At 67.0% G+C, this 26,837-nt stretch carries 18 protein-coding genes; 7 read left to right on the top strand and 11 right to left on the bottom strand.

Features of this window, described 5'->3' with window-relative positions; genetic code table 11:
• Positions 1 to 17 precede the first annotated feature (17 nt).
• The gene (locus K3A84_RS13910) at positions 18 to 1,163 is read left to right on the top strand and encodes a serine hydrolase domain-containing protein (RefSeq protein ID WP_225009955.1); all 1,146 of its coding nucleotides are present in this window, start codon (positions 18 to 20) and stop codon (positions 1,161 to 1,163) included.
• A gap of 6 nt (positions 1,164 to 1,169) precedes the next feature.
• On the opposite strand, the gene K3A84_RS13915 is transcribed toward K3A84_RS13910, so the two are convergent.
• From K3A84_RS13915 to rpoB, 3 genes are all read right to left on the bottom strand, one after another.
• Positions 1,170 to 2,969 carry a methyl-accepting chemotaxis protein gene (locus K3A84_RS13915; RefSeq protein WP_225009956.1) on the bottom strand — a complete coding sequence of 600 codons (1,800 nt, stop codon included), beginning with the start codon at positions 2,967 to 2,969 and terminating at the stop codon, positions 1,170 to 1,172.
• Between the two features lie 189 nt (positions 2,970 to 3,158).
• The gene (gene rpoC, locus K3A84_RS13920; RefSeq protein ID WP_225009957.1) at positions 3,159 to 7,442 is read right to left on the bottom strand and encodes a DNA-directed RNA polymerase subunit beta'; all 4,284 of its coding nucleotides are present in this window, start codon (positions 7,440 to 7,442) and stop codon (positions 3,159 to 3,161) included.
• Positions 7,443 to 7,529: 87 nt separating this feature from the next.
• On the bottom strand, positions 7,530 to 11,693 hold the full coding sequence (gene rpoB, locus K3A84_RS13925; protein ID WP_225009958.1) for a DNA-directed RNA polymerase subunit beta: 4,164 nt from the start codon (positions 11,691 to 11,693) through the stop codon (positions 7,530 to 7,532).
• Positions 11,694 to 12,254: 561 nt separating this feature from the next.
• On the opposite strand from rpoB, the gene rplJ reads away from it, so the two are divergent.
• Together rplJ and rplL are read left to right on the top strand one after the other, a co-directional pair.
• Positions 12,255 to 12,767 carry a 50S ribosomal protein L10 gene (gene rplJ / locus K3A84_RS13930; protein WP_225009959.1) on the top strand — a complete coding sequence of 171 codons (513 nt, stop codon included), beginning with the start codon at positions 12,255 to 12,257 and terminating at the stop codon, positions 12,765 to 12,767.
• A 123-nt stretch (positions 12,768 to 12,890) separates the two neighbouring features.
• Positions 12,891 to 13,262 carry a 50S ribosomal protein L7/L12 gene (gene rplL, locus K3A84_RS13935; RefSeq protein ID WP_225009960.1) on the top strand — a complete coding sequence of 124 codons (372 nt, stop codon included), beginning with the start codon at positions 12,891 to 12,893 and terminating at the stop codon, positions 13,260 to 13,262.
• Positions 13,263 to 13,342: 80 nt separating this feature from the next.
• Here the strand turns inward: rplL and K3A84_RS13940 are convergent, their stop codons facing one another.
• The 6 genes from K3A84_RS13940 to K3A84_RS13965 all read right to left on the bottom strand — a co-directional run bounded on the left by K3A84_RS13940 (position 13,343) and on the right by K3A84_RS13965 (position 19,615).
• The gene (locus tag K3A84_RS13940) at positions 13,343 to 14,161 is read right to left on the bottom strand and encodes an RMD1 family protein (RefSeq protein WP_225009961.1); all 819 of its coding nucleotides are present in this window, start codon (positions 14,159 to 14,161) and stop codon (positions 13,343 to 13,345) included.
• Positions 14,158 to 15,408: an MFS transporter gene (locus K3A84_RS13945; protein WP_225009962.1), complete on the bottom strand. Its 1,251-nt coding sequence runs from the start codon at positions 15,406 to 15,408 to the stop codon at positions 14,158 to 14,160. Before K3A84_RS13945 ends, K3A84_RS13940 begins: the two co-directional genes overlap by 4 nt.
• Positions 15,409 to 15,449: 41 nt before the next feature.
• On the bottom strand, positions 15,450 to 16,178 hold the full coding sequence (locus tag K3A84_RS13950) for a TorF family putative porin (RefSeq protein ID WP_225009963.1): 729 nt from the start codon (positions 16,176 to 16,178) through the stop codon (positions 15,450 to 15,452).
• 182 nt (positions 16,179 to 16,360) lie between these two features.
• Complete coding sequence (gene adh / locus K3A84_RS13955; protein ID WP_225009964.1) at positions 16,361 to 17,881, bottom strand: aldehyde dehydrogenase; 1,521 nt, start codon at positions 17,879 to 17,881, stop codon at positions 16,361 to 16,363.
• A gap of 150 nt (positions 17,882 to 18,031) precedes the next feature.
• On the bottom strand, positions 18,032 to 19,096 hold the full coding sequence (locus K3A84_RS13960; RefSeq protein ID WP_225009965.1) for a helix-turn-helix domain-containing protein: 1,065 nt from the start codon (positions 19,094 to 19,096) through the stop codon (positions 18,032 to 18,034).
• A 72-nt stretch (positions 19,097 to 19,168) separates the two neighbouring features.
• Positions 19,169 to 19,615 carry a c-type cytochrome gene (locus tag K3A84_RS13965; protein ID WP_225009966.1) on the bottom strand — a complete coding sequence of 149 codons (447 nt, stop codon included), beginning with the start codon at positions 19,613 to 19,615 and terminating at the stop codon, positions 19,169 to 19,171.
• Positions 19,616 to 19,732: 117 nt separating this feature from the next.
• Here K3A84_RS13965 and K3A84_RS13970 point away from each other — a divergent pair, with 117 nt between their 5' ends.
• From K3A84_RS13970 to K3A84_RS13985, 4 genes are all read left to right on the top strand, one after another.
• A complete protein-coding gene (locus K3A84_RS13970) occupies positions 19,733 to 21,109 on the top strand; it encodes an MATE family efflux transporter (protein WP_225009967.1) in 1,377 nt (458 codons plus the stop codon).
• A gap of 168 nt (positions 21,110 to 21,277) precedes the next feature.
• Positions 21,278 to 21,565: a co-chaperone GroES gene (gene groES / locus K3A84_RS13975; RefSeq protein ID WP_086492655.1), complete on the top strand. Its 288-nt coding sequence runs from the start codon at positions 21,278 to 21,280 to the stop codon at positions 21,563 to 21,565.
• 49 nt (positions 21,566 to 21,614) lie between these two features.
• Positions 21,615 to 23,258, top strand: coding sequence for a chaperonin GroEL (groL, locus tag K3A84_RS13980; RefSeq protein WP_225009968.1), 1,644 nt, complete (start codon positions 21,615 to 21,617; stop codon positions 23,256 to 23,258).
• Between the two features lie 101 nt (positions 23,259 to 23,359).
• Positions 23,360 to 25,033 carry an ATP-binding protein gene (locus K3A84_RS13985; protein WP_225009969.1) on the top strand — a complete coding sequence of 558 codons (1,674 nt, stop codon included), beginning with the start codon at positions 23,360 to 23,362 and terminating at the stop codon, positions 25,031 to 25,033.
• A gap of 19 nt (positions 25,034 to 25,052) precedes the next feature.
• On the opposite strand, the gene K3A84_RS13990 is transcribed toward K3A84_RS13985, so the two are convergent.
• Positions 25,053 to 25,577 carry a GNAT family N-acetyltransferase gene (locus tag K3A84_RS13990; protein WP_225009970.1) on the bottom strand — a complete coding sequence of 175 codons (525 nt, stop codon included), beginning with the start codon at positions 25,575 to 25,577 and terminating at the stop codon, positions 25,053 to 25,055.
• Positions 25,574 to 26,779, bottom strand: coding sequence for a DUF445 domain-containing protein (locus K3A84_RS13995; protein WP_225010173.1), 1,206 nt, complete (start codon positions 26,777 to 26,779; stop codon positions 25,574 to 25,576). The genes K3A84_RS13990 and K3A84_RS13995 overlap by 4 nt, the downstream gene beginning before the upstream one ends.
• Between the last annotated feature and the right edge of the window lie 58 nt (positions 26,780 to 26,837).

Genomic DNA, 26,837 nt, shown 5'->3' on the forward strand with positions numbered 1-26,837 from the left:
GGGGGAGAGCAAGACCAATGAAGGGTGAAGCCACGTTCGAGGCCGCGCTGGAAGCGGCCAACCTGCCCGGCGCCGTCGCGCTGGTGACCGACAGCAACGATACGCGCTACTTGCGCGCCTTCGGCAAGGCCGACGCGCTGGCGGGCACGCCGATGCGCGAGGACACACTGTTCCAGATCGCATCGATGACCAAGGCGCTGACCAGCATGGCCGCGCTGCAACTGGTCGAACGCGGCCAGCTCGATCTCGATGCGCCGGTGGGCGCGCTGCTGCCAGAACTGGCCGAGCCGCAAGTGCTCGAAGGCTTCGACGCCGAAGGCAAGGCGATCCTGCGCCCGGCACGCGCGCCTGTCACGCTGCGCCACCTGCTCATGCACACCGCCGGTTGCGGCTACACGTTCATGAACGCCGACCTGCTACGCCATGCGATCGCCAGCGGACGCATGATCCCCGGCGCACGCAGCACGCTCGACCAGCCGCTGCTGTTCGAACCGGGCAACAAGTGGGAGTACAGCGTCGGCATCGACTGGGCGGGCCTTGCGGTGGAGGCCGTCACCGGGATGACGCTCGGCGACTGGTTCCTGGCTGAACTGACCGGCCCGCTGGGCATGGACCAGACCCGCTTCCGCCCCGAATGGCCGGCCGATCAGGCGCAGATCCACGTCCGCGACGGCAACGGCGGCTTCACCACGCAGGCGATGGTGCTGGGCGGCGGCGAATACCACAACGGCGGGGGCGGCCTGTCCTCCACAGCCTCCGACTATGGCCGCTTCCTGCGAATGGTGCTGCGCGGGGGCGAACTGGACGGCGTGCGCGTGCTGTCGCCCGAGACGATGCGGATCGCCTGCACCGATGCGCTGCCCGCGCACCTTTCGGCGGGCGAAATGACCACCGCGATGCCCAATTTCGCCTCGGCCTTCGATCCGCTGCCCGGCCAGCGCGGCGGCTGGACCGTGGGCGGCTTCCTCGTCAACACCGAGACCGGCCCTGCCGGGCGCTCGCCCGGCAGCCTGCACTGGGCGGGCATCTTCAACTCGTACTACTGGATCGACCCGGCGCGCGACGTGGCCGGCGTGTTCCTCTCGCAGATCGCACCCTTCGCCGATCCGGGCGCGCTTTCGGCCTTCGCCGCGCTGGAAGCGATGGCCTGCGAGAACGCCTGACGACCATCAGCCCGCAGCGAAGGCGCGGTGCGACAGCGCTCCGCCTTCCCGCGCGGACTGGCGGCGATACTGGCCGGGGCTGCTCAGGTGATCTGGGCGCGTCTCGCGGTCGCGCGTGCGGAACTGCGACACCAGCTCCGCCAGCCGATCGGCTTCGGCCGAGAGGCTGCGCGTGGCGGCCGAAGATTCCTCGACCATCGCCGCGTTCTGCTGGGTCATGCGGTCCATCTCGCCCATCGCCGAATTGACCTGGCCGAGCCTTGTCGCCTGTTCGTTGGCGGCAGCGGCGATGTCGCCGATCAGCGCGTTGATGTCGCCCACGCGGCCGACGATGGCTTCGAGCCGCGCACCCGTTTCGCCGACCAGGCCGACGCCCTGCGTCACCTGCACGGCGCTGGTGGTGATCAGCGCCTTGATGTCCTGTGCCGCATCTGCCGAGCGCTGGGCGAGCGCCCGCACCTCGTTGGCGACGACGGCAAAGCCCTTGCCCGCATCCCCGGCGCGCGCGGCCTCTACCCCCGCATTGAGCGCGAGGAGATTGGTCTGGAAGGCGATGCCGTCGATCACAGAGATGATCGTGCCGATTTCCTGCGCGGACTGTTCGATCGCGGCCATCGCCTCGACCGCGCGGCGCACCACGTCGCCGCCTTCGCTCGCTTCGCGGTGGGCTTCGGCCATGTTCGATTGCAGCGCGCCCGCACCGGCGGCGGTTTCCTGCACGCTGGCGGTGATCGCATCCATCGCGCTGGCGGTATCGGCCAGCCGCGCGGCCTGCTGTTCGTTGCGGTGGGCCAGGTCCTCGGACGCGGCGCGGATCTCGCCGATCGCGCTCGAAACGCTGGCCGAGCCGATGCGGACCGAACGCATGGCATCGGCCAGCGCTTCGACCGCGGCATTGTAGTTGTCGCGCACGGATTCGTAGCCACTCGGGAAATCGGCGCTGATCCGATATTCGAGATCCTTGCGCGCAAGCTGCGACAGGCAATCGGACAGCAGCCCGACGAGCTGCGCCTGCGTTTCGGCGGCGCGCTGGCGGGCAAGGCCATTTTCGCGGAAGATGTCGAGCGCGCGCGCCATCACGCCGATTTCGTCATCGCGGGTGATGTCTTCGATGTCGCGGTCGTAATCGCCGTGGGCCATCGCGGTCATGATGTCCGCCGTTTCCACCAGCGGTGCGACGACCTTGCGCTGCACCGCGCGGCCCGCCCACAGCAGCGCGCCAATCACCACGGCCGCGACCAGAGCGAGCAGCACCAGGGCCAGCGCAATCACGCGACCATCGACGGCGCTGGAGTGCGCCTTGAACTCCCGCGACAGGGTGAGAATGCGCCCGATCTCAGTGTGCTGCGCATGATAGGCGGGCGTCAGCGCCTGGTCGAACACCTGCCGCGCGCGCACCGGATCGCCGGAATCGAAGGCGGGCAGGAATTGTTTGTCCATCACCTTCCAGAACCGCGCCGCCGCTCCGAGCGTGCGGTCGAGCTGGCCGCGCATCTCCTGGGGCACGGGCGCGGTCCGCCAGTAGGCTTGGCGTTGTGCGAAGGTTTCCCGCTCTTCGTCCAGTTCGCGTTTCTGGGCCGGGGCGATCGAGGGATCGGCCAGCATCAGCGAGGCATGCAGGTAGGATTCGACGGTAAAGCCGGGCGGCGGCAGGATATCGGCGATCAGTTCGTCCTGCAGCGCCATGCGGTTGCTGATCGGGCCGCCTTCGCGGATCTCCCAGACGACGCCCGAGGCACCGCCGATGGCGACGAGGAGAACCGCGACAAGGGCGCGCGCGCCGTTCCGGGCAAGTTGGCTGATCATGCTGGGGATCTCCGCGAGTGGCCTCTCGGTAATTCCCGCATATGCTAGGGGGGCGTGGTAAAGATGAGCGTGGACCGCCGCCGGTATTTTCCCTGAGCGCCCGAAGATGGCGTCAGCCCAGAAAAAGGCCCCGCCGGATCGCTCCGGCGGGGCCTTTTTCTCGTTCCCTTTCAGGCGTTACGGCAAGGCTCAGGCCTCGTCGTCACCCTTGATCAGGTAGTCGCCCGCATCGGCGTCGGTGCCGTGGGTTTCACCCTCGACCGCCGCCAGCGGATCGTTGCCGATCGCAGCTGCCGGACCCTGCGCCAGTTCGGCAGCATGTTCCTCGGCTGCCGATTCGGGCGCAATCAGCGATTCCTGCAACTTGCGATACGAAGCGCGCAGGGCGGCATCGCGGCTGGAGGCAGCCACACGCATCCGGTTCATGCCCGCGCCGGTGCCGGCGGGGATGAGACGGCCGACGATGACGTTTTCCTTCAGGCCGATCAGCGAGTCCTTCTTGCCTTCCACGGCCGCCTGCGTGAGCACGCGGGTGGTTTCCTGGAACGAAGCCGCCGAGATGAACGAGCGCGTCTGCAGGCTCGCCTTGGTGATGCCGAGCAGCACGGGCTTGCCTTCCGCCGGGCGCAGGCCCGCTTCCAGCTTGCTGTTGGTCTCGTTCATCTCCTCGAGGTCGACCTGCTCGCCCGGCAGCAGCGTGGTGTCGCCGCCGTCGGTGATCTCGACCTTCTGCAGCATCTGGCGAACGATCACCTCAATGTGCTTGTCGTTGATCTTCACGCCCTGCAAGCGGTAGACTTCCTGGATTTCCGCGACGAGGTACTCGGCCAGGGCTTCGACGCCCATGACTTCGAGAATGTCGTGCGGGTTGGGCGAGCCCGAGATCAGGTTGTCGCCCTTCTTGACCCAGTCGCCTTCCTGGACGTCGATCACCTTGGACTTGGGGATCAGGTACTCGACCGGCTCGCCCTCTTCCGGGATGATCGCGATCTTGCGCTTGGCCTTGTAGTCGCGGATGAATTCGATGCGGCCCGAGATCTTCGCGATGATCGCGTTGTCCTTCGGGATGCGCGCTTCGAACAGTTCCGCGACGCGCGGCAGACCGCCGGTGATGTCGCGGGTCTTGGCTGCTTCGCGCGAAGCACGGGCCAGCACGTCGCCCGCCTTCACTTCCTGCCCGTCCTCGACCGAGAGCGTGGTGCCCGGCGCCATCATGTAGCGCGCGGCCTCGCCCGAGTTTTCGTCGAGCAGGGTCAGGCGCGGACGCAGGTCTTCCTTCTTGGCCCGGCCACCGGCGCGGTTCTCGGTGACGACGCGCTGGGCGATGCCGGTCGCGTCATCGACCAGTTCGGTGAGCGTGCGCCCGTCGATCAGGTCCTGATAGCGCACGATACCCGGCTTTTCGGTGATCACCGGCAGGGTGAACGGATCCCATTCGGCCAGGCGGTCGCCCTGTGCCACGATCGCACCGTTTTCGTGCAGCAGGTGCGTACCGTAAGGCACGCGGTGCATGGCGCGCTCGCGACCCTCGGTGTCGATCACCGCGATCTCGCCGTTGCGGGCGAGCGACAGGCGACGACCGCGGCTGTCGATGATCGTCGGGATGTCGCGATATTCGACGGTACCGTCGCAGATCGCTTCGAGGTTCGACGTTTCGTTGACCTGCGCCGCGCCACCGATGTGGAACGTACGCATGGTCAGCTGCGTGCCCGGTTCGCCGATCGACTGCGCCGCGATGACGCCGACCGCTTCGCCGATGTTCACCGGCGTACCACGCGCGAGGTCGCGGCCGTAGCAGGTGCCGCAAACGCCCTGCTGGGCTTCGCAGATCAGCGGCGAGCGGATGCGCGCCGACTGCACGCCGGCCGCTTCGATCCGCACGATGGCGGCTTCGTCGAGCAGCGTGCCCTTGGGGCAGATCACCACGCCGGTCTTCGCCTCGATCAGGTCTTCGGCGAGGGTACGGCCGAGGATGCGTTCGCCGAGCGAGGCGATCGTCGAACCGCCCTGCACGATCGCGCGCATTTCCAGCGCACGCTCGGTGCCGCAATCGTCGATGGTGACGACGCAGTCCTGCGACACGTCGACCAGACGACGGGTCAGGTAGCCCGAGTTCGCCGTCTTCAACGCGGTGTCCGCGAGGCCCTTACGAGCGCCGTGGGTCGAGTTGAAGTATTCAAGGACGGTCAGGCCTTCCTTGAAGTTCGAGATGATCGGCGTTTCGATGATCTCGCCCGAAGGCTTGGCCATCAGGCCGCGCATGCCGGCGAGCTGCTTCATCTGTGTCGGCGAACCACGCGCGCCCGAGTGCGACATCATGTAGATCGAGTTGACCGGCTTCTCGCGGCCATGCTCGTCCACCGGAGTCGCGCGGATCTCGTCCATCATGGCCGCGGCCACCTGGTCGCCGCAGCGGCTCCAGGCGTCGATGACCTTGTTGTACTTTTCCTGCTGGGTGATCAGGCCGTCCTGGTACTGCTGCTCGTAGTCAGCCACCAGATCCTTGGTCTCGCCCACCAGCGCATCCTTGCTGTCGGGGATGATCATGTCGTCCTTGCCGAACGAGATGCCCGCCTTGAATGCGTTACGGAAGCCCAGCGCCATGATCGCGTCGGCGAACAGCACCGTGTCCTTCTGGCCGGTGTGGCGATAGACCTGGTCGATGACGTCGGCGATTTCCTTCTTGGTGAGCAGGCGGTTGACCAGCTCGAAGGGCACCGTGTGGCTCTTGGGCAGGCACTCGCCGATCAGCATGCGGCCCGGCGTCGTCTCGAAGCGACGCAGGTACTGCTGGCCGTTCTCGTCGGTCTGCGGCACGCGCGCGACGATCTTCGAGTGCATGGTCACCGCGCCGTGGTGCAGCGCCTGGTGCACTTCGGCCATGTCGGCCATGATCATGCCTTCGCCCGGCTCGCCCTTGCGGTCCATCGACAGGTAGTAGAGGCCCAGCACCATGTCCTGCGAGGGCACGATGATCGGCTTGCCGTTGGCGGGCGAGAGGATGTTGTTGGTCGACATCATCAGCACGCGCGCTTCGAGCTGGGCTTCCAGCGAAAGCGGCACGTGGACGGCCATCTGGTCACCGTCGAAGTCGGCGTTGAACGCCGAGCAGACGAGCGGGTGCAGCTGGATCGCCTTGCCTTCGATGAGGACCGGCTCGAACGCCTGGATGCCCAGACGGTGCAGCGTGGGCGCACGGTTGAGCATGACCGGGTGTTCGCGGATCACCTCGTCGAGGATGTCCCAGACTTCCTTGCGTTCCTTCTCGACCCACTTCTTGGCCTGCTTCAGGGTCATCGACAGACCCTTGGCGTCAAGCCGCGCGTAGATGAACGGCTTGAACAGTTCGAGCGCCATCTTCTTGGGCAACCCGCACTGGTGCAGCTTGAGTTCGGGGCCGGTCACGATGACCGAACGGCCCGAATAGTCGACGCGCTTGCCGAGCAGGTTCTGGCGGAAGCGGCCCTGCTTGCCCTTGAGCATGTCGGACAGCGACTTGAGCGGACGCTTGTTGGCGCCGGTGATGACGCGACCACGGCGACCGTTGTCGAACAGCGCGTCGACCGCTTCCTGCAGCATGCGCTTTTCGTTGCGGACGATGATGTCCGGCGCGCGCAGCTCGATCAGGCGCTTGAGGCGGTTGTTGCGGTTGATGACGCGACGGTAGAGGTCGTTGAGGTCCGAAGTCGCGAAGCGGCCACCGTCGAGCGGCACCAGCGGGCGCAGTTCGGGCGGGATGACCGGCACGACGTCGAGGATCATCCACTCCGGACGGTTGCCCGAATCGATGAACGATTCGACGACCTTCAGGCGCTTGATGATCTTCTTGGGCTTCAGCTCGGACTTGGTGGTCGCCAGTTCCTCGAGCAGGTCCTTGCGTTCCTGTTCGAGATCGAGGTCGATCAGCATCTGCTTGACCGCCTCGGCGCCGATCCCGGCGCTGAACGCGTCTTCGCCGTATTCGTCCTGCGCGTCGAGCAGCTCGTCTTCGGTCAGCAGCTGGTAGCGTTCGAGCGGGGTGATGCCCGGTTCGATGACCACGTAGCTTTCGAAGTAGAGGATGCGCTCAAGCTGCTTGAGCTGCATGTCGAGCAGCAGGCCGATGCGCGAGGGCAGCGACTTGAGGAACCAGATGTGCGCGACCGGCGCCGCCAGCTCGATGTGGCCCATGCGCTCGCGGCGCACCTTGGTGACGGTGACTTCGACGCCGCACTTTTCGCAGACGACGCCCTTGTACTTCATGCGCTTGTACTTGCCGCACAGGCACTCGTAGTCCTTCACGGGACCGAAGATGCGCGCGCAGAACAGGCCGTCGCGCTCAGGCTTGAACGTGCGGTAGTTGATGGTTTCCGGCTTCTTGATCTCGCCGAAGGACCAGCTGCGGATGCGCTCGGGGCTAGCCAGACCGATCTGGATCTGGTCGAAGGTCTCGGGCTTGGCGAGCTGGTTGGTGAACTTGGTAAGGTCGTTCATTTTTTGCCGTTCCCTTGCCTCGCGATGAGGCTCTGGACGTGAAATCTCTGGCTGCGGCGGGGGGCGGCCCGAAGGCCGCCCGATCCGTTACTCCGCCGCCTGCGCCAGGCCGTCGTCGTCCTCGTCGTCGAGCGACGAGAGTTCGACGTTGAGGCCCAGCGAGCGCATTTCCTTGACGAGCACGTTGAAGCTCTCGGGAATGCCGGCCTCGAAGGTGTCGTCGCCCTTGACGATCGCTTCGTAGACCTTGGTGCGGCCGACCACGTCGTCCGACTTCACCGTCAGCATTTCCTGCAGCGTGTAGGCCGCGCCGTAGGCCTGGAGTGCCCAGACCTCCATTTCGCCGAAGCGCTGGCCACCGAACTGCGCCTTGCCGCCCAGCGGCTGCTGGGTGACGAGCGAGTACGGCCCGATCGAACGCGCGTGGATCTTGTCGTCGACAAGGTGGTGCAGCTTGAGCACGTACTTCATGCCCACGGTGACCTTGCGGTCGAAGCGGTCGCCGGTGCGGCCGTCGTACAGGTCCACCTGGCCCGATTCATCGAGCCCGGCGAGACGCAGCATGTCGGTCACGTCGGATTCCACCGCGCCGTCGAACACCGGCGAGCCCATCGGCACGCCCGCGCGGACCGACTGTGCGAACTCGACGATCTGCTGGTCGCTGCGCGCCGCGATCTCGGCGGAATAATTGTCGCCATAGATCTCGGTGAGCAGTTCGCGCACCGCTTCGGGCGGCTGGCCCGCTTCGGGGTTCGGGTTCGCGGCGCGCCAGGCGTCGAGCGCCTCGCCCACGCGCTTGCCCAGGCCGCGCGCGGCCCAGCCGAGGTGCGTTTCGAAGATCTGCCCGACGTTCATGCGCGAAGGCACGCCCAGCGGGTTGAGCACGAAGTCGACCGGCGTGCCGTCCTCGAGGAACGGCATGTCTTCCTGCGGCAGGATGCGGCTGATGATGCCCTTGTTGCCGTGACGGCCGGCCATCTTGTCGCCCGGCTGCAGCTTGCGCTTCACCGCGACGAAGACCTTGACCATCTTGAGCACGCCCGGAGCGAGGTCGTCGCCGCGTTCGAGCTTTTCCTTGCGGTCCTCGAACTTCTCGCTGATCGCCTTGACGGTCTCGTCGTACTGCGCCTTGACCGCTTCCAGCTGCTGCTGGCGCGCATCGTCGGCGACGGCGAACTTCCACCATTCGTGACGCTCGACATCGGCGAGCACCTGCTCGTCGATCTCCACGCCCTTCTTCACGCCCTTCGGCGCCGCTGCGGCCACTTGCCCCAGCAGCATTTCGCGCAGGCGGTTGAAGGTGGCGCGGTTGAGGATCGCGCGTTCGTCCTCGCGGTCCTTGGCGAGGCGTTCGATTTCCTCGTTCTGGATCGCGCGGGTACGGTCGTCGATCTCGATGCCGTGGCGGTTGAACACGCGCACGTCGACGATCGTGCCCGAAACGCCCGGCGGCAGGCGCAGCGAGGTGTCGCGCACGTCGCTGGCCTTTTCGCCGAAGATCGCGCGCAGCAGCTTCTCTTCCGGCGTCATCGGCGATTCGCCCTTGGGCGTGATCTTGCCGACGAGGATGTCACCGGGGTGCACTTCGGCGCCGATGTAGACGATGCCCGCTTCGTCGAGGTTGCGCAGCGCTTCCTCGCCGACGTTCGGGATGTCGCGGGTGATGTCTTCCGGCCCGAGCTTGGTGTCGCGGGCCATCACTTCGAACTCGTCGATGTGGATCGAGGTGAAGACGTCTTCCTTCACGATCCGCTCGGAGATCAGGATCGAGTCCTCGTAGTTGTAGCCGTTCCACGGCATGAACGCGACGAGGACGTTGCGGCCCAGCGCCAGTTCGCCGAACTCGGTCGAGGGACCGTCAGCGAGGATGTCGCCCTTTTCGACAAGGTCGCCCACCTTCACCAGCGGACGCTGGTTGATGCAGGTCGACTGGTTCGAGCGTTCGAACTTCTGCAGGCGGTAGATGTCGACGCCCGACTTGCCCGCTTCGATGTCGCCGCTGGCACGGATCACGATACGGGTGGCGTCGACCTGGTCGACCACGCCCGAGCGCAGCGCGGCGATCGCCGCGCCCGAATCGCGCGCGACGGTTTCTTCCATGCCGGTGCCGACGAACGGGGCGTCGGCCTTGAGCAGCGGCACGGCCTGGCGCTGCATGTTCGAACCCATCAGCGCGCGGTTGGCGTCGTCGTTTTCCAGGAACGGAATGAGCGAGGCGGCGACCGAGACGAGCTGCTTGGGGCTGACGTCCATCAGCGTGATGTGTTCGCGCGGGCTCATCACGAATTCGCCGTTCTGGCGGGCCGAGACGAGTTCTTCGACGAACGAGCCGTCCTCGTTGGTGGCAGCCGACGCCTGCGCGACGGTGTGCTTCTGCTCTTCCATCGCCGACAGGTAGATGACCTCCTTGGTCACCTTGCCGTCGATCACCTTGCGGTACGGCGTTTCGATGAAGCCGTACTTGTTGACGCGCGCGAAGGTCGAGAGCGAGTTGATCAGACCGATGTTCGGGCCTTCCGGCGTTTCGATCGGGCAGATGCGGCCATAGTGCGTCGGGTGAACGTCGCGGACTTCGAAGCCCGCGCGCTCACGCGTCAGACCGCCCGGCCCGAGCGCCGAAACGCGACGCTTGTGCGTCACTTCGGACAGCGGGTTCGTCTGGTCCATGAACTGCGACAGCTGCGAGGAGCCGAAGAATTCGCGCACCGCGGCGACCGCAGGCTTCGCGTTGATCAGGTCGTTCGGCATGACCGTCGACACGTCGACCGACGACATGCGCTCCTTCACCGCGCGTTCCATGCGCAGCAGGCCGACGCGGTACTGGTTCTCCAGCAGCTCGCCCACCGAACGCACGCGACGGTTGCCGAGGTTGTCGATGTCGTCGACTTCGCCCTTGCCGTCCTTGAGGTTCACCAGCTCCTTGACCACGGCGAGGATGTCCTCGGTGCGCAGGGTGGTGACGGTGTCCGGGCAATCGAGGCCGAGGCGCATGTTGAGCTTGACGCGGCCCACGGCCGACAGGTCGTAGCGGTCGCCATCGAAGAACAGGCCGTCGAACAGCGCTTCGGCGGTTTCGCGCGTCGGCGGCTCGCCCGGGCGCATCACGCGGTAGATGTCGGACAGCGCCTGGTCCCGATCCTCGGCCTTGTCGGCCTTCATCGTGTTGCGGATCCAAGGCCCTGTGTTGACGTGGTCGATGTCCAGCAGTTCGAGCCGGTCGACGCCCGCCTTGTCGAGCAGGTCGAGGTTTTCCGGGGTAACTTCGTCGCCGGCCTCGATCCAGATGCGCCCGGTCGATTCGTCGATCAGGTCCTTGGCCGAATAGCGCCCGAAGATTTCCTCGGTCGGGATCAGCAGCTCTTCCAGCCCGTCCTTGAACGCCTTGTTGGCGGCGCGGGGGCTGATCTTGGTGCCGGCGGGGAAAATCACCTCGCCCGACTTGCCGTCGACGATGTCGAACGCCGGCTTCTGCCCGCGCCACTGGTCGAGCACGAAGGGCACCTTCCAGCCACCCTCGCCACGCACCCAGATGACCTTGGTGTAGAAGTGGTCGAGGATCTGCTCGCCGTTGAGGCCCAGCGCATAGAGCAGCGCCGTGACCGGCAGCTTGCGCTTGCGGTCGATGCGGACGTTGACGATGTCCTTGGCGTCGAATTCGAAGTCCAGCCACGAGCCGCGGTAGGGGATCACGCGGGCGGCGAAGAGGTACTTGCCCGACGAGTGGGTCTTGCCACGGTCATGGTCGAACAGGACGCCCGGCGAACGGTGCATCTGCGACACGATCACGCGCTCGGTGCCGTTGATGAAGAACGTCCCGTTCTCGGTCATGAGCGGGATGTCGCCCATGTAGACGTCCTGCTCCTTGATATCGATGAGCGACTTGGTCTCGGTCTCGGCGTCGACCTCGAAGGTCGCGAGCTTGAGCGTCACCTTCATCGGCGCCGCGTACGTGATGCCGCGCTGGCGGCACTCGGTCACGTCGTACTTGGGCGATTCAAGGACGTAGCCGTCCTTTTCCTTGATATCGAGGCTGGCGGTGCCGGCGAAGTCCTGGATCGGGAAAACCGAGCGCAGCGTCTTTTCGAGGCCCGAGACATAGCCGGTCTCGGGGTCCGAACGCAGGAACTGCTCGTACGATTCGCGCTGCACCTCGATGAGGTTGGGCATCTGCACGACTTCGTGGATGTCACCGAAGATCTTGCGGATGCGGCGCTTCACGCCGGGGCGTGCGCTGGGGGCCTTGGTAGCCATGGGGAGAGGGTGCCTCTTCGCTCAAGTGCCGGCACGAAACCGGCGAAAAACTGTGCCAAACGCGGCGTTGGCGCACCAAACGAAAAAGGGCCGCACGGCGCAAGACGCTCCCTGTCGGGATGTCCTTGCCTGCAGCCTTTCGCGTCAGATGATGATCCCGAACTTCCTTCCTGAGCCTTCCCCCGCGCATGGGAAGGCCTTGCTCGAAGCACTGGACCGTTGGTTGCGATATAGGCGCGCCCTGTTGGAAAGTCAAAGGCCTGTGCCACCCCTACGCTTGACTTGGCGCTCCGTTTCGGACATAGGCCCGCGCTTGAACGACGGATTCGTCCGCCGCTCATCCGTCCGAGACTGTCGGTGCAGGTTTCCTGCTTAATTTCCGGCATAGGCGGGGAAAAGAGTTTCAGGCCCTTCGCTCCTGATATGGAACGTGGCGCCATCCGCGCTTAACCGCGCATCTCCTTCCCTTGTCAACGGACTCGCCGGCGCTTTCGCAAGCGCCGTCAAACGTAGCCGGCCGTCCGGGGTTCGCCCCGTTCGGCCATTGTGAAGGAGTAAGGCATGGATCGTTCGCAGAAAGCCGAATCGGTCGCGTACCTGAACGGCGTCTTCGGCGAGGCCGGCGCGGTGGTGATCACCCGCAACCTCGGCATGACGGTGGCCCAGTCCACCGCCCTGCGCACCAAGATCCGCGAAGCGGGTGCGACCTACAAGGTTGCGAAGAACAGTCTTGCCAAGCTTGCCATCGCGGGCACCGATTACGAAGGTCTGGGTGAACTCTTCACCGGGCCGACCGCAATCGCCGCCTCGGTTGACCCGGTCGCCGCCGCCAAGGCCGTGATCGAGTTCGCCAAGACCACCGACAAGATCGAGATCGTCGGCGGTGCGATGGGGTCGCAGGTTCTCAATGCCGATGGTGTCAAGGCGCTCGCCTCGATGCCCTCGCTCGACGAACTGCGCGGCACGCTCATCGGCCTCATCCAGGCTCCGGCCACGAAGATCGCCCAGCTCACGACCGCTCCGGCGGCCAAGCTGGCCCGCGTCTTCGGCGCCTACGCCAAGGAAGCCGCCTGAGTGGTTCCGGGCCCGGCGGCATAAGCCCGACGGCCCGGAGACCGCAAGCCAAGCGCATAAAGACTGTTCCGTTTTCATCCGGCCCGTTCGCGGCCGGGACCACACAATCAGGAGTGATACATCATGGCTGACATCGCCAACCTCGTCGCCGAACTGTCGAAGCTGACCGTTCTCGAAGCCGCCGACCTCGCCAAGGCCCTGGAAGAAGCATGGGGCGTTTCGGCCGCTGCTGCCGTCGCCGTCGCCGCTGCTCCGGCCGCTGCTGCTGAAGCCGTCGAAGAAAAGACCGAATTCGACGTCATCCTGACCGGCGACGGTGGCAAGAAGATCCAGGTCATCAAGGAAGTCCGCGCGATCACCAACCTGGGCCTGACCGAAGCCAAGGCGCTGGTCGAAGGCGCTCCGAAGGCCGTCAAGGAAGGCGTCTCGAAGGCTGAAGCCGAAGAGATCAAGAAGAAGATCGAGGAAGCCGGCGGCACCGTCGAGCTCAAGTAATCTTCTTCGGGTTCTTCCCGATGAAAAGGAAAGGGCGGTCCTTCGGGGCCGCCCTTTTCGTTTGGGGTCGCCCCCCAGCGTCAGTGCATCGCGCCCAGCAGGTTGAGCACGATCTCGAGCGCGATCAGCGCGATCACTGCCACTTCCAGCCGCACCGCGCGCTTGTCGCGGGCGATCTCGACCAGCGCGTCGGCAAAGTCGCCGAGCGCGGAAAACTTGGTGTTGAGCACGTCGGCGCGCTCCTTCAGCTCGTATTCGTTTTCCAGCCGGGCATAGAGCCGGTCCAGCTGCGGGTTGTCCCACAGCACGTCGGGGCGCTCGTCCACCTGCACCATGCCGGTCACGCGGTGGCGTGCGGCCAGCACTTCGCCCACCAGCCGCATCACCGCGCGGATCGACATTCGTGCCCGCCCGTTCGCGCGCAAGTCCTCGACGACCGGGGCGCTCGCGTCGAAGGCGGCGGCGACCATGGCCTCGTCGCGGTCGAGCACGGCGCTGCGCGCCAGCACGGTCGCCACCAGCAGCAGCCGGTCCTCATCCGCCCCGGCCAGCGCGATATCGCCCTCCCCGCTGATACGGTCGGTCTGCTCGGCGGTGACGAACAGGGCCGCGCCTTCGTGTTCGCGCTGCGCCGCCGGATCCTCGACATGGCGCGCGCAGGCCTCGACCAGCGCATCGGTTGGCACGCCGCGCGGCGCGATCGTCACGATCACCCCGAACCGGAACACGAAGGCCAATCCACCTGAGCGTGCCGCCTGTGCCAGCGCCGGGCATTCGCCCGCGTCCTTGGTGCGGATGCGCGCGCCGAGCAGCCAGGCGGTGGCGATCAGCGGCTGCGCGCGCGTGGGAGCGGCGGATGGTGGCGCGCCGAGTGCGATGACGTCAGGCGAAACGATCATGCCCTGGCGCCTTCACCCAGATCGACCTGTCGCATCGGCGGCAGTGCCCACTGGAACAGCGCGGCGCCGAGCAGGCTGATCCCCGCCGCAAAGGCGAAGGCCCCGCCAAAGCCGCCGGTCACATCGACGATCGCGCCGGTCACCAGCGGCCCGACCACGCCCGACAGGCTGCCGATCGCGTTCTGCCAGCCGATCCAGCTGCCCGCGAGCCGCTCGCCCGCGAAGATCTGCCCGATCGCGTAGGCCATCGTCGGCCCCGGCCCCATGGCAAGGCCGGTGAACACCAGCCAGCCGAGCAGTGCCCCCGCCCCTTGCGCGAAGGCGATGCCAGTGATGCCGACCGCCAGCGCCACCTGCCCGCCGACGCTGAAGGCCCGGCGCACCGCGTCCTCGCTGCGTCCGGCGCGAACCAGCGCGTCGGAAAAATGCCCCGTCGCCAAGGAGGACAGCGCCTGCGCGCCAAAGGTCGTGGCCGCAAACAGCGCCATCGTCGGGATCGGCAGGCCTCGACTGCCCGTCAGATACAAGGGCAGCCAGATCGACACGAAGAAGAAGGCGTAGTTGGCGGTCACGTGGCACGCGCCGGTGATCCACAGCGCCTTCTGCCGCAGCAATGCGGCGTAGGAGAACGGCGCAGGCGGCGCGGTGCGGCTTTCGGCGGGAAGCGCACGCACCACCAGCGCCCAGGGCAGCAGCCACAGCAACGTCACCGCGCCGAAGGTGACGAACACCGCCTGCCACCCATGCCGGGCCAGCAGCGCGCCACCCGCCAGCGTCCCCACCGCCGGACCGAGCGCGAGGCCGACCGCGACGACGGCATTGGCAATGCCCCGCCGTTCCGCCGGAACGTGGCGCGCAATGATCTTGGACACGCAAGGGAAGACGAAGCTCTCCCCCAGCCCCAGCAGCAAGCGCAGCACCACCAGCAGGGCAAGGCCACGCACGAAGCCGGTCAGCAACGTGCTGAGCGACCACAGCGCCAGCGCGAAGGCCAGCGCGCGATAGACGGGGATCCGATCGCTGATCCAGCCGACCAGCGGCTGCATCGCACCATAAGTCCAGAAGAACGCCGAGGCGGCGAGGCCGAAGGTGGTGGCCGAGAGGCCAAGGTCCGCCTTCATCTTCGGCGCGGCGATGCCGATCGCCCCGCGATCGACGAAGTTCAGCAGCACCGCCAGCGCCAGCAGCGCCACCAGCGTGGCCACGATGCGGCCTTGCCGCCGCGTATCCCCCTGTGTCCCGGTCATGGTGCGAGCCTAGCAGCGCGCCATGACCGGGCAAGCCGCGATCAGAAGGAAAGGCTGAACGATCCCACCACCCGCGCCTTGGCTTTGCGCCCGATGAAGGTCGCGTCGGTATCGTGGTAGCGCACGGCCAGCGTCGCGCCTTTCATCACCGCATAGGACAGCCCGGCGTTCCACGTGGTGTAGTTGAAGGCATGGTTCACCGTCTGGTGCGCCAGCGCGCCCGATGCGGTCAGCTTTTCAGTCAGCGGGTACGACGCGCCCAGCTCGCTGTAGACGGCATGGTGGTGGCTGCCGAAGTAGTTGCCGGTGTAATACCCCGCGACCTTCAGCCCCAGCTTGCCGGCCTTGCCCGAAAGTGCCGCCTTGCCCTCCAGCGTGTCGATCTTCACCGGCGCATCGACATAGCCGTAGCGCACCACGCCCACGTCGAGCTTCACCGGCCCCAGATCGGCGACATAGCCGCCCCACAGGTCGTATTCCTGGCTGATCCCGGCAAAGCGCACGTTCTCTGTCCCGGCGCCTGCATAGAACCCCCTGTAGCCCAGCGAGACGGTGGCGAAGACGGCGGGCTTCTGGTCCGACTGGCTGACCCCGCGCCACACGTAGTCGGTAGCCCCGGTCAATCCGAAGCCGACGGTCAGGTCCGATGGCGCTTCGGTCTTCACGTTGGCGGCGGGTGCCTTGTCGACGTAAGTCGCCGCGTCCTTGGCAAACGCGCACGCGGGGGCGATCGCTGCGGCAACGGCCGCAGCGGCAAGCATGATCCTCATCTGGCAATCCTTCCCCTGTTGCGGGCGCGCGCCGTCACATTCCGCAGCGCGTCGCCCGGATCGATCGGTTGTTCAGTCTCTTTCGGAAAATCCCCGGAGCGCCCCTTGGGAGAGGGCGGGTGGCTGACGCTCCGGGGACACGCGACCCGTCGGGGCTATGGTCCTCGACGGTTACATGGTTGTCAGAAGAACCCGAGCTTCTTCGGGCTGTAGCTGACGAGCATGTTCTTGGTCTGCTGGTAGTGGTCGAGCATCATCTTGTGCGTTTCGCGCCCGATGCCCGATTGCTTGTAGCCGCCGAACGCCGCGTGCGCGGGATAGGCGTGGTAGCAGTTGGTCCACACGCGCCCGGCCTGAATGGCACGGCCGAAGCGGTAGCAGGTGTTGGCATCGCGGCTCCACACGCCTGCGCCGAGGCCATAGGGCGTGTCGTTGGCGATCTGCAGCGCCTCTTCCGGGGTCGAGAACGTGGTGGTCGACACGACGGGTCCGAAGATCTCCTCCTGGAAGATCCGCATCTTGTTGTGCCCCTTGAACACGGTCGGCTGGATGTAGAAGCCGCCCGCAAGATCGCCGCCCAGCTGGGCCACCCCACCGCCGGTCAGCACTTGCGCGCCTTCGTCCTTGCCGATCTGGAGATAGCGCAGGATCTTGTCCTGCTGCTCCGCGCTCGCCTGCGCGCCGATCATCGTGGCGGGATCGAGCGGGTTGCCCTGCACGATCTGCTGCACGCGGGCGATCGCGCGCTCCATGAAGCGGTCGTAGATCGATTCCTGGATCAGCGCACGGCTGGGACAGGTGCAGACCTCGCCCTGGTTGAGCGCGAACATGACGAAGCCTTCGATCGCCTTGTCGAAAAAGTCGTCATCGTGCGCGGCGACGTCGGCGAAGAAGATGTTGGGGCTTTTCCCGCCCAGCTCCAGCGTCACCGGGATCAGGTTTTCGCTCGCGTACTGCATGATCAGGCGGCCGGTGCTGGTCTCGCCGGTGAACGCGATCTTGGCGATGCGCTTGGAGCTGGCGAGCGGCTTGCCCGCTTCGAGGCCGAAGCCGTTGACCACGTTGAGCACGCCCGGCGGCAGGATGTCGGCGATCAGTTCCATCAGCACGAGGATCGAAGCCGGGGTCTGTTCGGCGGGCTTGAGCACCACGCAATTGCCCGCGGCGATGGCAGGCGCGATCTTCCACGCGGCCATCAGGATCGGGAAGTTCCACGGGATGATCTGGCCGACCACGCCCAGCGGTTCGTGGAAGTGGTAGCCGATGGTGTCTTCGTCGATTTCCGCGATCGAGCCTTCCTGCGCCCGCACGCAGCCCGCGAAGTAGCGGAAGTGGTCGATGGCAAGCGGGATGTCGGCAGCCAGCGTCTCGCGGATCGGCTTGCCGTTGTCCCAGGTTTCGGCGGTGGCGAGGAGATTGAGATTGGCCTCCATTGCATCGGCGATGCGCAGCAGCACGAGCGCGCGGTCGGCGGGGCTGGTGCGACCCCATGCGTCCTTGGCGGCGTGCGCGGCATCGAGCGCGAGCTCGATGTCGTCGGCATCCGAGCGCGCGACGCGGCACACGACCTTGCCGTTGATGGGCGAGACATTGTCGAAATAGCGCCCGGCGCGCGGGGCCACCCACTTGCCGCCGATGAAGTTGTCGTACGTGCTGGCGAAGGGAGCAACCTTCGCGGCCTGTTCGGCCAGGGCCATGGTCATGGGTTCATCCTCTCTCTCGGGTCTTGTCGGAACGGCGCCTTTCCGCCGCTCCCCCGAAGATGCATCCCATGGGTGGCCTTGGCCTGAAATCCCCCCGCCGCGCTATTCCGGCCCGGCTGTCTCGCGGGTGAGACAGGGGGCGTATCGACCTCAATGAATCCCGGTCAGCCCGGCGCGTTCCATGCGGCGATACATCGTCGCGCGACCGATGCCGAGCAGGCGCGCGGCGGCGGCGACATTGCCGCCCGAACGCGCCAGCGCCTGGCGCAGCACGCTGCGCTCGCCGTCCTCGAACCCGCCTTGCGCCTGCTGGCCCAGCACGTCGGCAAGCGGCTTGGGCGCGAGCTGGCGTGCAGGCCCCAGCCCCAGCCGCCGCCGCGCCGCACGGGTCGCGCCGATGACAAGGTCGTCGCGGTCGACCGCGAGCAGCGACGAACCGCGCCCCGGCGCATCGGGCGCATGGACGATCCGCGCATCGGCGAAATGGCGGCAGAAGAACTCGCGCTCGATCTGGCGCGCAGCGTCCTGCACCAGCGCGCCCACCAGCCCGGCCATCGCCTCGCCATGGTCGGCGCGCACGCTCGACACGTCGAGCGCGGCAACGAGCTGGCCGCAGGGATCGAAGATCGGCGCGTCCATGCACGAAACGCCGATGTTGCGGCTGGCGAAGTGTTCACCCTTGAGGATCGACACGGCGCGTTCCTCGACAAGGCAGGTGCCGATGCCGTTGGTGCCCTCGGCCGCCTCGCTCCACTGGCCGCCGAGCGTGAGGCCCACCGCATCGAACAGCGCGGCATCGCCGGCGCCCGAACGCGCTTCGAGCACCACGCCGGCCGTATCGGCCAGGATCACGCAGCACCCCGTGCGCCCGACGCTGCCGAACAGGCTGTCGAGCACCGGGGTCGCCGCGTCCAGAAGCGCGCCGTTGGCTTCGCGCAACCGCGCGAGGTCGCTGCCCGAAACGCGTTCGACCGCGCGGCCTTGCGCGGGGTCCAGCCCGTGATGGATGGCCGAGCGGCACCACGATGCCGCCACGGCAGACGTGCCCGCCCGGTTGCCGCCCTGCACCGTGTCCAGCACGAAATCGCTGTGCCGGGTCCGTCCGCCCGTTTCATCGCCCATCATCGCGTCCTCTCGCCCCCGGCGCGCCGCGCGATCGCTCTTGCGGCGATCTCGACCATCAGGCGCGGCCGTTGCGGCAATAGTTTTTAACATAGCGCGGATTGCAAGCGGGGGCGAGCGGCGTGGCAACCGCCGGTGTCCCGCAATCGGGACACCGGTGCGCGCTCACTTCAGCGTCTTGAGGTAGGCGATGATCGCCTTGCGCTTTTCGGGATCGACCTGCCCCGCATAGGTCATGCGCGTGCCGGGCACGAGCTTCATCGGGTTTTCCAGCCACTTGTCGAGCGTGGCCTCGTCCCACGTCAGGTTCGAGGCCTTCAGCGCGGGACTGAAGTCGTAGCCCGCAACGTCGCCGGCCTTGGTGCCAACGATCCCGGCAAGGCTCGGGCCGATCAGCGTCTTGCCCTTTTCAACCGCGTGGCACGACTTGCAGATACCGAAGGCTGCGGGCGCGGCGTCGGCTGCCGCCACCGGCGTGGTTTCCGCCGCAGGCGCCGCGGGCGCCTGCGCCGCATTGTCGGCAGCGGGAGCATTGTCCTGCTTGGCACCGCCACATGCGGCGAGCGCCAGCGAAAGCGCGACGGTAAGCGAGAGGTCTGCCAGCTTGATCATGGACTTGATCCTTCCATTAGCGGCCCGGGTACGGTCGGCGGATGACGCATCGGTCGGTCCTTGCGCGGCGTCAGGCCCTTTCCATGGGATCGCCCGCCCCCTATGCCCCTGCCCGCGATGTTTGAGAACCCTCCCGAGCGCTGGATCGATGAATGGCGCGCCAGCCTGCGCCTGGCCGCGCCGCTGGTGGGCGCCAACCTGCTGCAGATGGCGGTGTTTGCCGTCGACGTGGTGTTCGTCGCGCGGCTGGGGCCAGAGGCGCTGGCCGCCTCGTCGCTGTCGGTGGCGCTGTTCGGCCTGCTGATCTGGAGCCTGACCGGCCTCGTCGGGGCAGCCTCGCCGTTGATCGCGGCGGAACTGGGCCGTCGCCGCCATGCCGTGCGCGAGGTGCGCCGCACCGTGCGCATGGCCGGTTGGGTCGGCCTCGTCGCCGCCTTCGTCGCCATCGCCGTCTGCCTGCTCGGCGGGCCGCTGATGCGCCTGACCGGGCAGCAGCCGGGCGTGATCGCGCTGGCCGTGCCATTCCTGCAGGTGCTGATGTGGGCAGCGATCCCGGCAGTGCTGGGCGCGCTGCTGCGCACCGTGGTGGCGACGCTCGGCCGGCCCGGCATCGGCACCGCGATCACCGGTCTGGGCGTGGCGGTGAACGCGCTTGGCAACTGGATCTTCGTGTTCGGCCACTGGGGCGCGCCCGCGCTGGGCCTGACCGGCTCGGCGGTGTCGAGCGTGGTCACCAGCACCGCCATGCTGTTCGCCTATGCGCTCGTGATCCGCTGCGACCGTCGCCTGCACCGCTATCGCCTGCTGGGCCGCTGGTGGCGTCCCGAATGGCGCCGCCTGCGCGACGTATTGGCGATCGGCCTGCCGATCTGCGGCACGATCATCGCCGAAGCGGGGATGTTCAACGGCGCGGCCTTCCTGATGGGCCGCATCGGCGAAAGCGAGCTGGCCGCGCACACCGTCGCGCTGCAATTTGCCGCCATCGCCTTCCAGGTGCCGTTCGGCGTGGCGCAGGCCGCGACCATCCGCGTCGGCCTCGCCTATGGCGCCGGGAACGCGCGCGGCATCGCACGGGCCGGGCTCGTGGCGACGCAACTCGGCATCGGCTTCATGGCGCTGTCGGCGGGGGCCATGCTGCTGTTCCCGCACACGCTGCTGCGGCTCTACATCGACCCCGCCGCGCCCGAGAACGCGCGCGTGGTGGTGCTGGCGGTGCAGTACATGATGGTCGCCGCCGCGTTCCAGCTGTTCGACGGCGCGCAGGCCGTGGGCGCGGGAATGCTGCGCGGTCTGCAGGACACGCGCATGCCGATGCTGATAGCGCTGTTCGGCTATTGGGTTCCCGGCGTGGGCACGGCGCTCTGGCTGGGACTGTACACGCCATTGGGCGGACTTGGCGTGTGGATCGGGCTGCTGGTGGGGCTGATCTTCGTGGCGGGGCTGCTCCACTGGCGCTGGGCACGGCGAGCCGGATTGGGGCTTCTGCCGGCCTGAACCATCACCCGCCCCGTCGCGATGTTCATCGGGCTGAAAAGATTCTTCGTCAGCACCGCTTGACGCTCCGAGGGCATCAACCCATATCCGCGCCGCTGGCACTCTCTGCGTGAGAGTGCCAAGCGTGAAATTCGTATCGCCAATCTTTATTGGAAGAGGGAGAACCCCATGACTTTCCGTCCGCTGCACGACCGCGTGCTGGTGCGCCGCGTCGAAGCCGAGGAAAAGACCGCCGGCGGCATCATCATCCCCGACAGCGCCAAGGAAAAGCCCGCTGAAGGCGAAATCGTCGCCGTCGGCACCGGCGCCCGCGCCGAGAACGGCACGATCACCCCGCTTGACGTCAAGGTCGGCGACCGCGTGCTGTTCGGCAAGTGGTCGGGCACCGAAGTCAAGGTCGGCGGCGAAGACCTGCTGATCATGAAGGAATCGGACATCCTGGGCGTGATCGGCTGATCACCCGGACGTTCCGCCACCACAATCCAGATATTCAAAGGAAATCAACATGGCTGCCAAGGACGTGAAGTTCGGCCGTGACGCCCGTGAACGCATTCTGCGCGGCGTCGACATCCTCGCCGACGCGGTGAAGGTCACGCTGGGCCCCAAGGGCCGCAACGTCGTGATCGACAAGAGCTTCGGCGCACCCCGCATCACCAAGGACGGTGTTTCGGTCGCCAAGGAAATCGAACTCAAGGACAAGTTCGAGAACATGGGCGCCCAGATGCTGCGCGAAGTCGCCAGCAAGGCAAACGACGCAGCCGGTGACGGCACCACCACCGCGACCGTTCTCGCCCAGGCGATCGTTCGCGAAGGCATGACCGCGGTTGCCGCGGGCATGAACCCCATGGACCTCAAGCGCGGCATCGACATCGCCGTCGGCAAGGTCGTCGAAAACCTCAAGGCGCGTTCGACCCCGGTCGCGGGTTCGTCGGAAATCGCCCAGGTCGGCATCATCTCGGCCAATGGCGACACCGAAGTCGGCCAGAAGATCGCCGAGGCGATGGAGAAGGTCGGCAAAGAAGGCGTGATCACCGTGGAAGAGGCCAAGGGCCTCGAATTCGAACTCGATGTCGTCGAAGGCATGCAGTTCGACCGCGGCTACCTCTCGCCCTACTTCATCACCAACCCGGAGAAGATGACGGTCGAACTGGAAAACCCGTACATCCTGATCCACGAGAAGAAGCTGTCGTCGCTGCAGGCGATGCTTCCGATCCTCGAAGCCGTGGTGCAGTCGGGCCGTCCGCTGCTGATCATCGCCGAAGACATCGAAGGCGAAGCGCTGGCGACCCTCGTCGTCAACAAGCTGCGCGGTGGCCTCAAGATCGCCGCCGTCAAGGCGCCGGGCTTCGGTGACCGCCGCAAGGCCATGCTGGGCGACATCGCCACGCTGACCGCGGGCGAGATGATCTCGGAAGACCTCGGCATCAAGCTCGAGACCGTCACCCTCGCCATGCTCGGCCAGGCCAAGAAGGTCACGATCGACAAGGACAACACCACGATCGTCGACGGTGCCGGTTCGGCCGATGAGATCAAGGGCCGCGTCGACCAGATCCGTGCCCAGATCGAAGTCACCACCAGCGACTACGACCGTGAAAAGCTGCAGGAACGCCTGGCCAAGCTGGCCGGCGGTGTTGCGGTCATCAAGGTCGGCGGCGCCACCGAAGTCGAGGTGAAGGAACGCAAGGACCGCGTCGACGACGCCCTCCACGCCACCCGCGCCGCGGTCGAGGAAGGCATCGTCCCCGGTGGCGGCACCGCGCTGCTCTACGCGACCAAGGCTCTCGACGGCCTGAAGGGCGCCAACGACGACCAGACCAAGGGCATCGACATCGTACGCCGCGCGATCCAGGCCCCGATCCGTCAGATCGCCGCGAACGCGGGTCATGACGGTGCGGTCGTTTCGGGCAACCTGCTGCGCGAAGACGACGAGAACCAGGGCTTCAACGCCGCGACCGACACCTACGAGAACCTGAAGGCCGCCGGCGTGATCGACCCGACCAAGGTCGTGCGCACCGCGCTTCAGGACGCCGCGTCGGTTTCGGGCCTGCTCATCACCACCGAAGCTGCCATCAGCGAACGTCCGGACGACAAGCCCGCGATGCCGCCGATGGGCGGTGGCATGGGCGGCATGGGCGGCATGGACTTCTAAGTCCTGCAACCTTGCCGAAGAATTCGGGGCCGGAGGGGAAACCTTCCGGCCCCTTTTCGTTTTGGCGGGAACCGATTGCGACGACCCGCGTTTGCGGCCCGATGGAGATCCCGGCACGCACCCTGCCGACCGCTTCCGGGTCGATCGACCCGAGCGCGGACGATTCCGCCGCCTTGCCGCCGTTCGCGACCGATCTCTACCGCGCGCTGTTCGAAAGCATGGACCAGGGCTACTGCGTGATCCGCTTTCTCGACGGACCGCACGGCCCCCTGAGCGACTACATCCACATCCTCGCCAACGAGGCCTACGAGCGCAACACCGGCATCCCCAACGTTACCGGCCAGCGCCTGCGCGAGATGGTGCCCGACGAAGCCGACGCCTGGGTCGCCTTCTACGGCAAGGTGCTGCGCACCGGCGAGCCGATCCGCTTCCGCAACGAACTGGTCGCCACCGGGCGCCATCTCGAAGTGTCGTCGTTCCGCATCGGCCCGTTCGAGGACCGGCTGGTGGCGGTGCTGTTCAAGGACGTGACCGACCAGGTCCATGCCGAAGAAGCGCTGCGCCAGCTCAACGAGACGCTCGAAGCCCGCGTGGTCGAGGCGCTGGCCGAGCGCGAGGCCGCCGAAGCCGCGCTGCGCCAGGCGCAGAAGATGGAGGCGGTGGGCCAGCTGACCGGCGGCCTGGCGCATGATTTCAACAACCTGCTGGCGGGCATCCAGGGCGCGTTCGAACTGATCGAGCGGCGGCTGGCCAAGGATGCCGAAGCCGACATCTCGCGCTACCTTGCCGCCGGCCTTGGCGCGACCCGCCGCGCCGCCGCGCTGACCCACCGCCTGCTCGCGTTCTCGCGCCGCCAGACGCTGACGCCGCGCGCCACCTGCGTCAACGCGCTGCTGCCCGAATTCGTCGAATTGGTCCGCCGCACCGTCGGCCCGGCCTTCGCCGTCCACGTCGCGCAGGAACCCGCACTCTGGCCGACGCTGGTCGATCCCAACCAGCTCGAAAACGCGCTGCTGAACCTGTGCATCAATGCGCGCGATGCCATGCCGGGCGGCGGGCGCATCACCATTTCCACCGACAACCTCGCGCTCCTCGGCAGCGAGGCGACCGACCGCGGCCTTGCCCCCGGCGACTATATCGGCATCACCGTGACCGACGAAGGCGTGGGCATCGCCAAGGCGGACATCGATCGCGTATTCGACCCCTTCTTCACCACCAAGCCGCTGGGTCGCGGCACGGGCCTTGGCCTGTCGATGGTCTATGGCTTCGCCCGCCAGAGCCGTGGACTTGTCCGCATCCGCTCCGAGGTCGGCGAGGGGACGATGGTGCGCATCTACCTGCCGCGCCATCTCGGCCACGATGACCACCCCCCCGTACCGCTCAGCAGCGCGCCGCCTTCGCCCACCATGCAGGGCACGGTGCTGGTGGTGGACGACGAGCCGACCGTGCGCCTGTTGCTGGTTGAGGCGCTCGAAGCGCTGGGCTACGCCTGCCTCGAAGCCGCCGATGGTCCCGAAGCGCTGGCCGTGCTGGAGACCGCCCCCACGCTCGACCTGCTGGTGACCGACGTCGGGCTGCCGGGCGGGCTCAACGGCCGCCAGGTGGCCGACGCCGCGCGGCGCACCCGGCCGGGGCTCAAGGTGTTGTTCGTCACCGGCTATGCCGAGGGCAACGTGGTCGATGGCGCCGTGATCGAGGAGGGGATGGACGTGCTGACCAAGCCCTTCACCGTCGATGACCTCACCCGCCGCGTGGCCGCGCTGACCACGCCCTGAGTCCGGCACTCGCGGCCCGTCAGCCGCCGCGTTCGAGCAGGATCAGTCGCGCGTCGCCATCGTCGTCGTGCTCGCCATAGCGGACGAAGCCCAGGCGCACGGCCACGGCCATCGAGGCAAGGTTGGTGTCGTTGATCATGCAGGCCACGCGGCGCGGGCCATGCGCTGCGTCGAACCATGCCAGCACCGCGCGCGCGGCTTCGGTGGCCAGCCCCTTGCCCCATGCGCGTTCGGCGAAGATCCAGCCCACTTCGGGTGTGTCATCGAGCCCCGTGCCGAAGCCGCGCCACGAATGGAACACGCCGCAGATGCCGATCACCTCGTCCTCGCCCTTGAGGCGGCAGGTCAGGATGCCGTAGCCATAGAGCGCCCAGCTGCCGGCATTGCGCAGCAGGCGGTTGAACTCTTCCGCGGCGCTGGTCGGGCGCGCGCCGAGATGTTGGCGCACGGCCTCGGGTGCCAGCAGCGCAACCAGCCCGGCATGATCGCGGACGTGCGGCTGCCATAGTTCCAGCCGCTCGGTGACAAGAAAGGGCGCACTCACAGCAGGGTATCCACCGCATGGATTCCCACGCCCACCAGACCGCCCACCAGCGTGCCGTTGATGCGGATGAACTGCAGGTCGCGGCCCACCGCGCCTTCGATGCGGTCGGTCACGGTGCGCGCATCCCAGCGGCGCACCGTCTCGGACACCAGCCGCACGATCTGCCCGCCATAGCGCGTGGCCACGCCCACCAGCGTACGCCGGGCAAAGCGGTTGACGAGCAATTGCAGGCGCGCATCGCGTTGCAGCGCGCGGCCCAGTTCGCCCACGCTTTCGCTCAGGCTTCCGGCCATCGCGCCGCCCGGTTCGCGCACAGCTTTGAGCAGGCGCGCGCGCGTGCGTTCCCAGAAGGCATCGAGCCAGGCGGTGAAGGCCGGGTTGGCCAGCACTTCTTCCTTCATCCGCTCGACCCGCGCGCGCATCTCGGGATCGTGCACCAGATCGTGGGCGAGCTGCTGCAGCCCTTCCTCGATCTTCACCCGCAAGGGATGATCGGGGATCACCACCGTCTCGGCGAGCAGCTTGTAGAGGCCATCGAGAATGGTGTTGGCCAGCCGCTCGTCGAGCCGGGCGAAGCGCACCAGCGCATTGGCGCGATCGTGGATCATCGCGCGGATCATGTCCTCGTTGGCTTCAAGGACGTGCGCCGCCTTGCGGATGCCGCTTTCGATCAACGGCATGTGCCGCCCGTCCGCAATCATCGCGCCAAGCAACTGGCCCAGCAATGGCGCCAGGTCGAGCCGCGCGATCTGCGTCCGCAGGGCGCCTTTCGCCAGACCGCCCAGCTTTTCCTGGTCGAGCGATTCGAGCACGTCGGCCAGCAGGCTGGTCGCCCCGTCGCGCAACCGGCTTTCCGGCCCACGGGGATTGGCGAGGAACTGCCCGGCAAGCCCCGCCGCATCCAGCCCCTGCATCCGCCGCGCGACAACCTGCGACGTGAGGAAATTGTCGCGCAGGAAGGTCGCCATCGTATCGGCGATGCGGTCCTTGTTCTCGGGGATGATCGCGGTGTGCGGGATCGGCAAGCCCAGCGGATGGCGGAACAGCGCGGTCACGGCGAACCAGTCGGCCAGACCGCCGACCATCGCCGCTTCGGAAAAGGCGCGCAGGTAGCCCCAGCCCGGATGCAGCGGCACCAGCTGGCGCGAAAGCAGGAACAGACCCGCCATCGCCACCAGCAACCCCGTCGCGATCAGCCGCATCCGCGCTGCAGGATCGGCAACGAAAACCCGCACCGGAATGCGCCGGGCCTTGGGAGCT

It is taken from the genome of Novosphingobium percolationis, from assembly GCF_020179425.1.
Classification (GTDB): domain Bacteria; phylum Pseudomonadota; class Alphaproteobacteria; order Sphingomonadales; family Sphingomonadaceae; genus Novosphingobium; species Novosphingobium percolationis.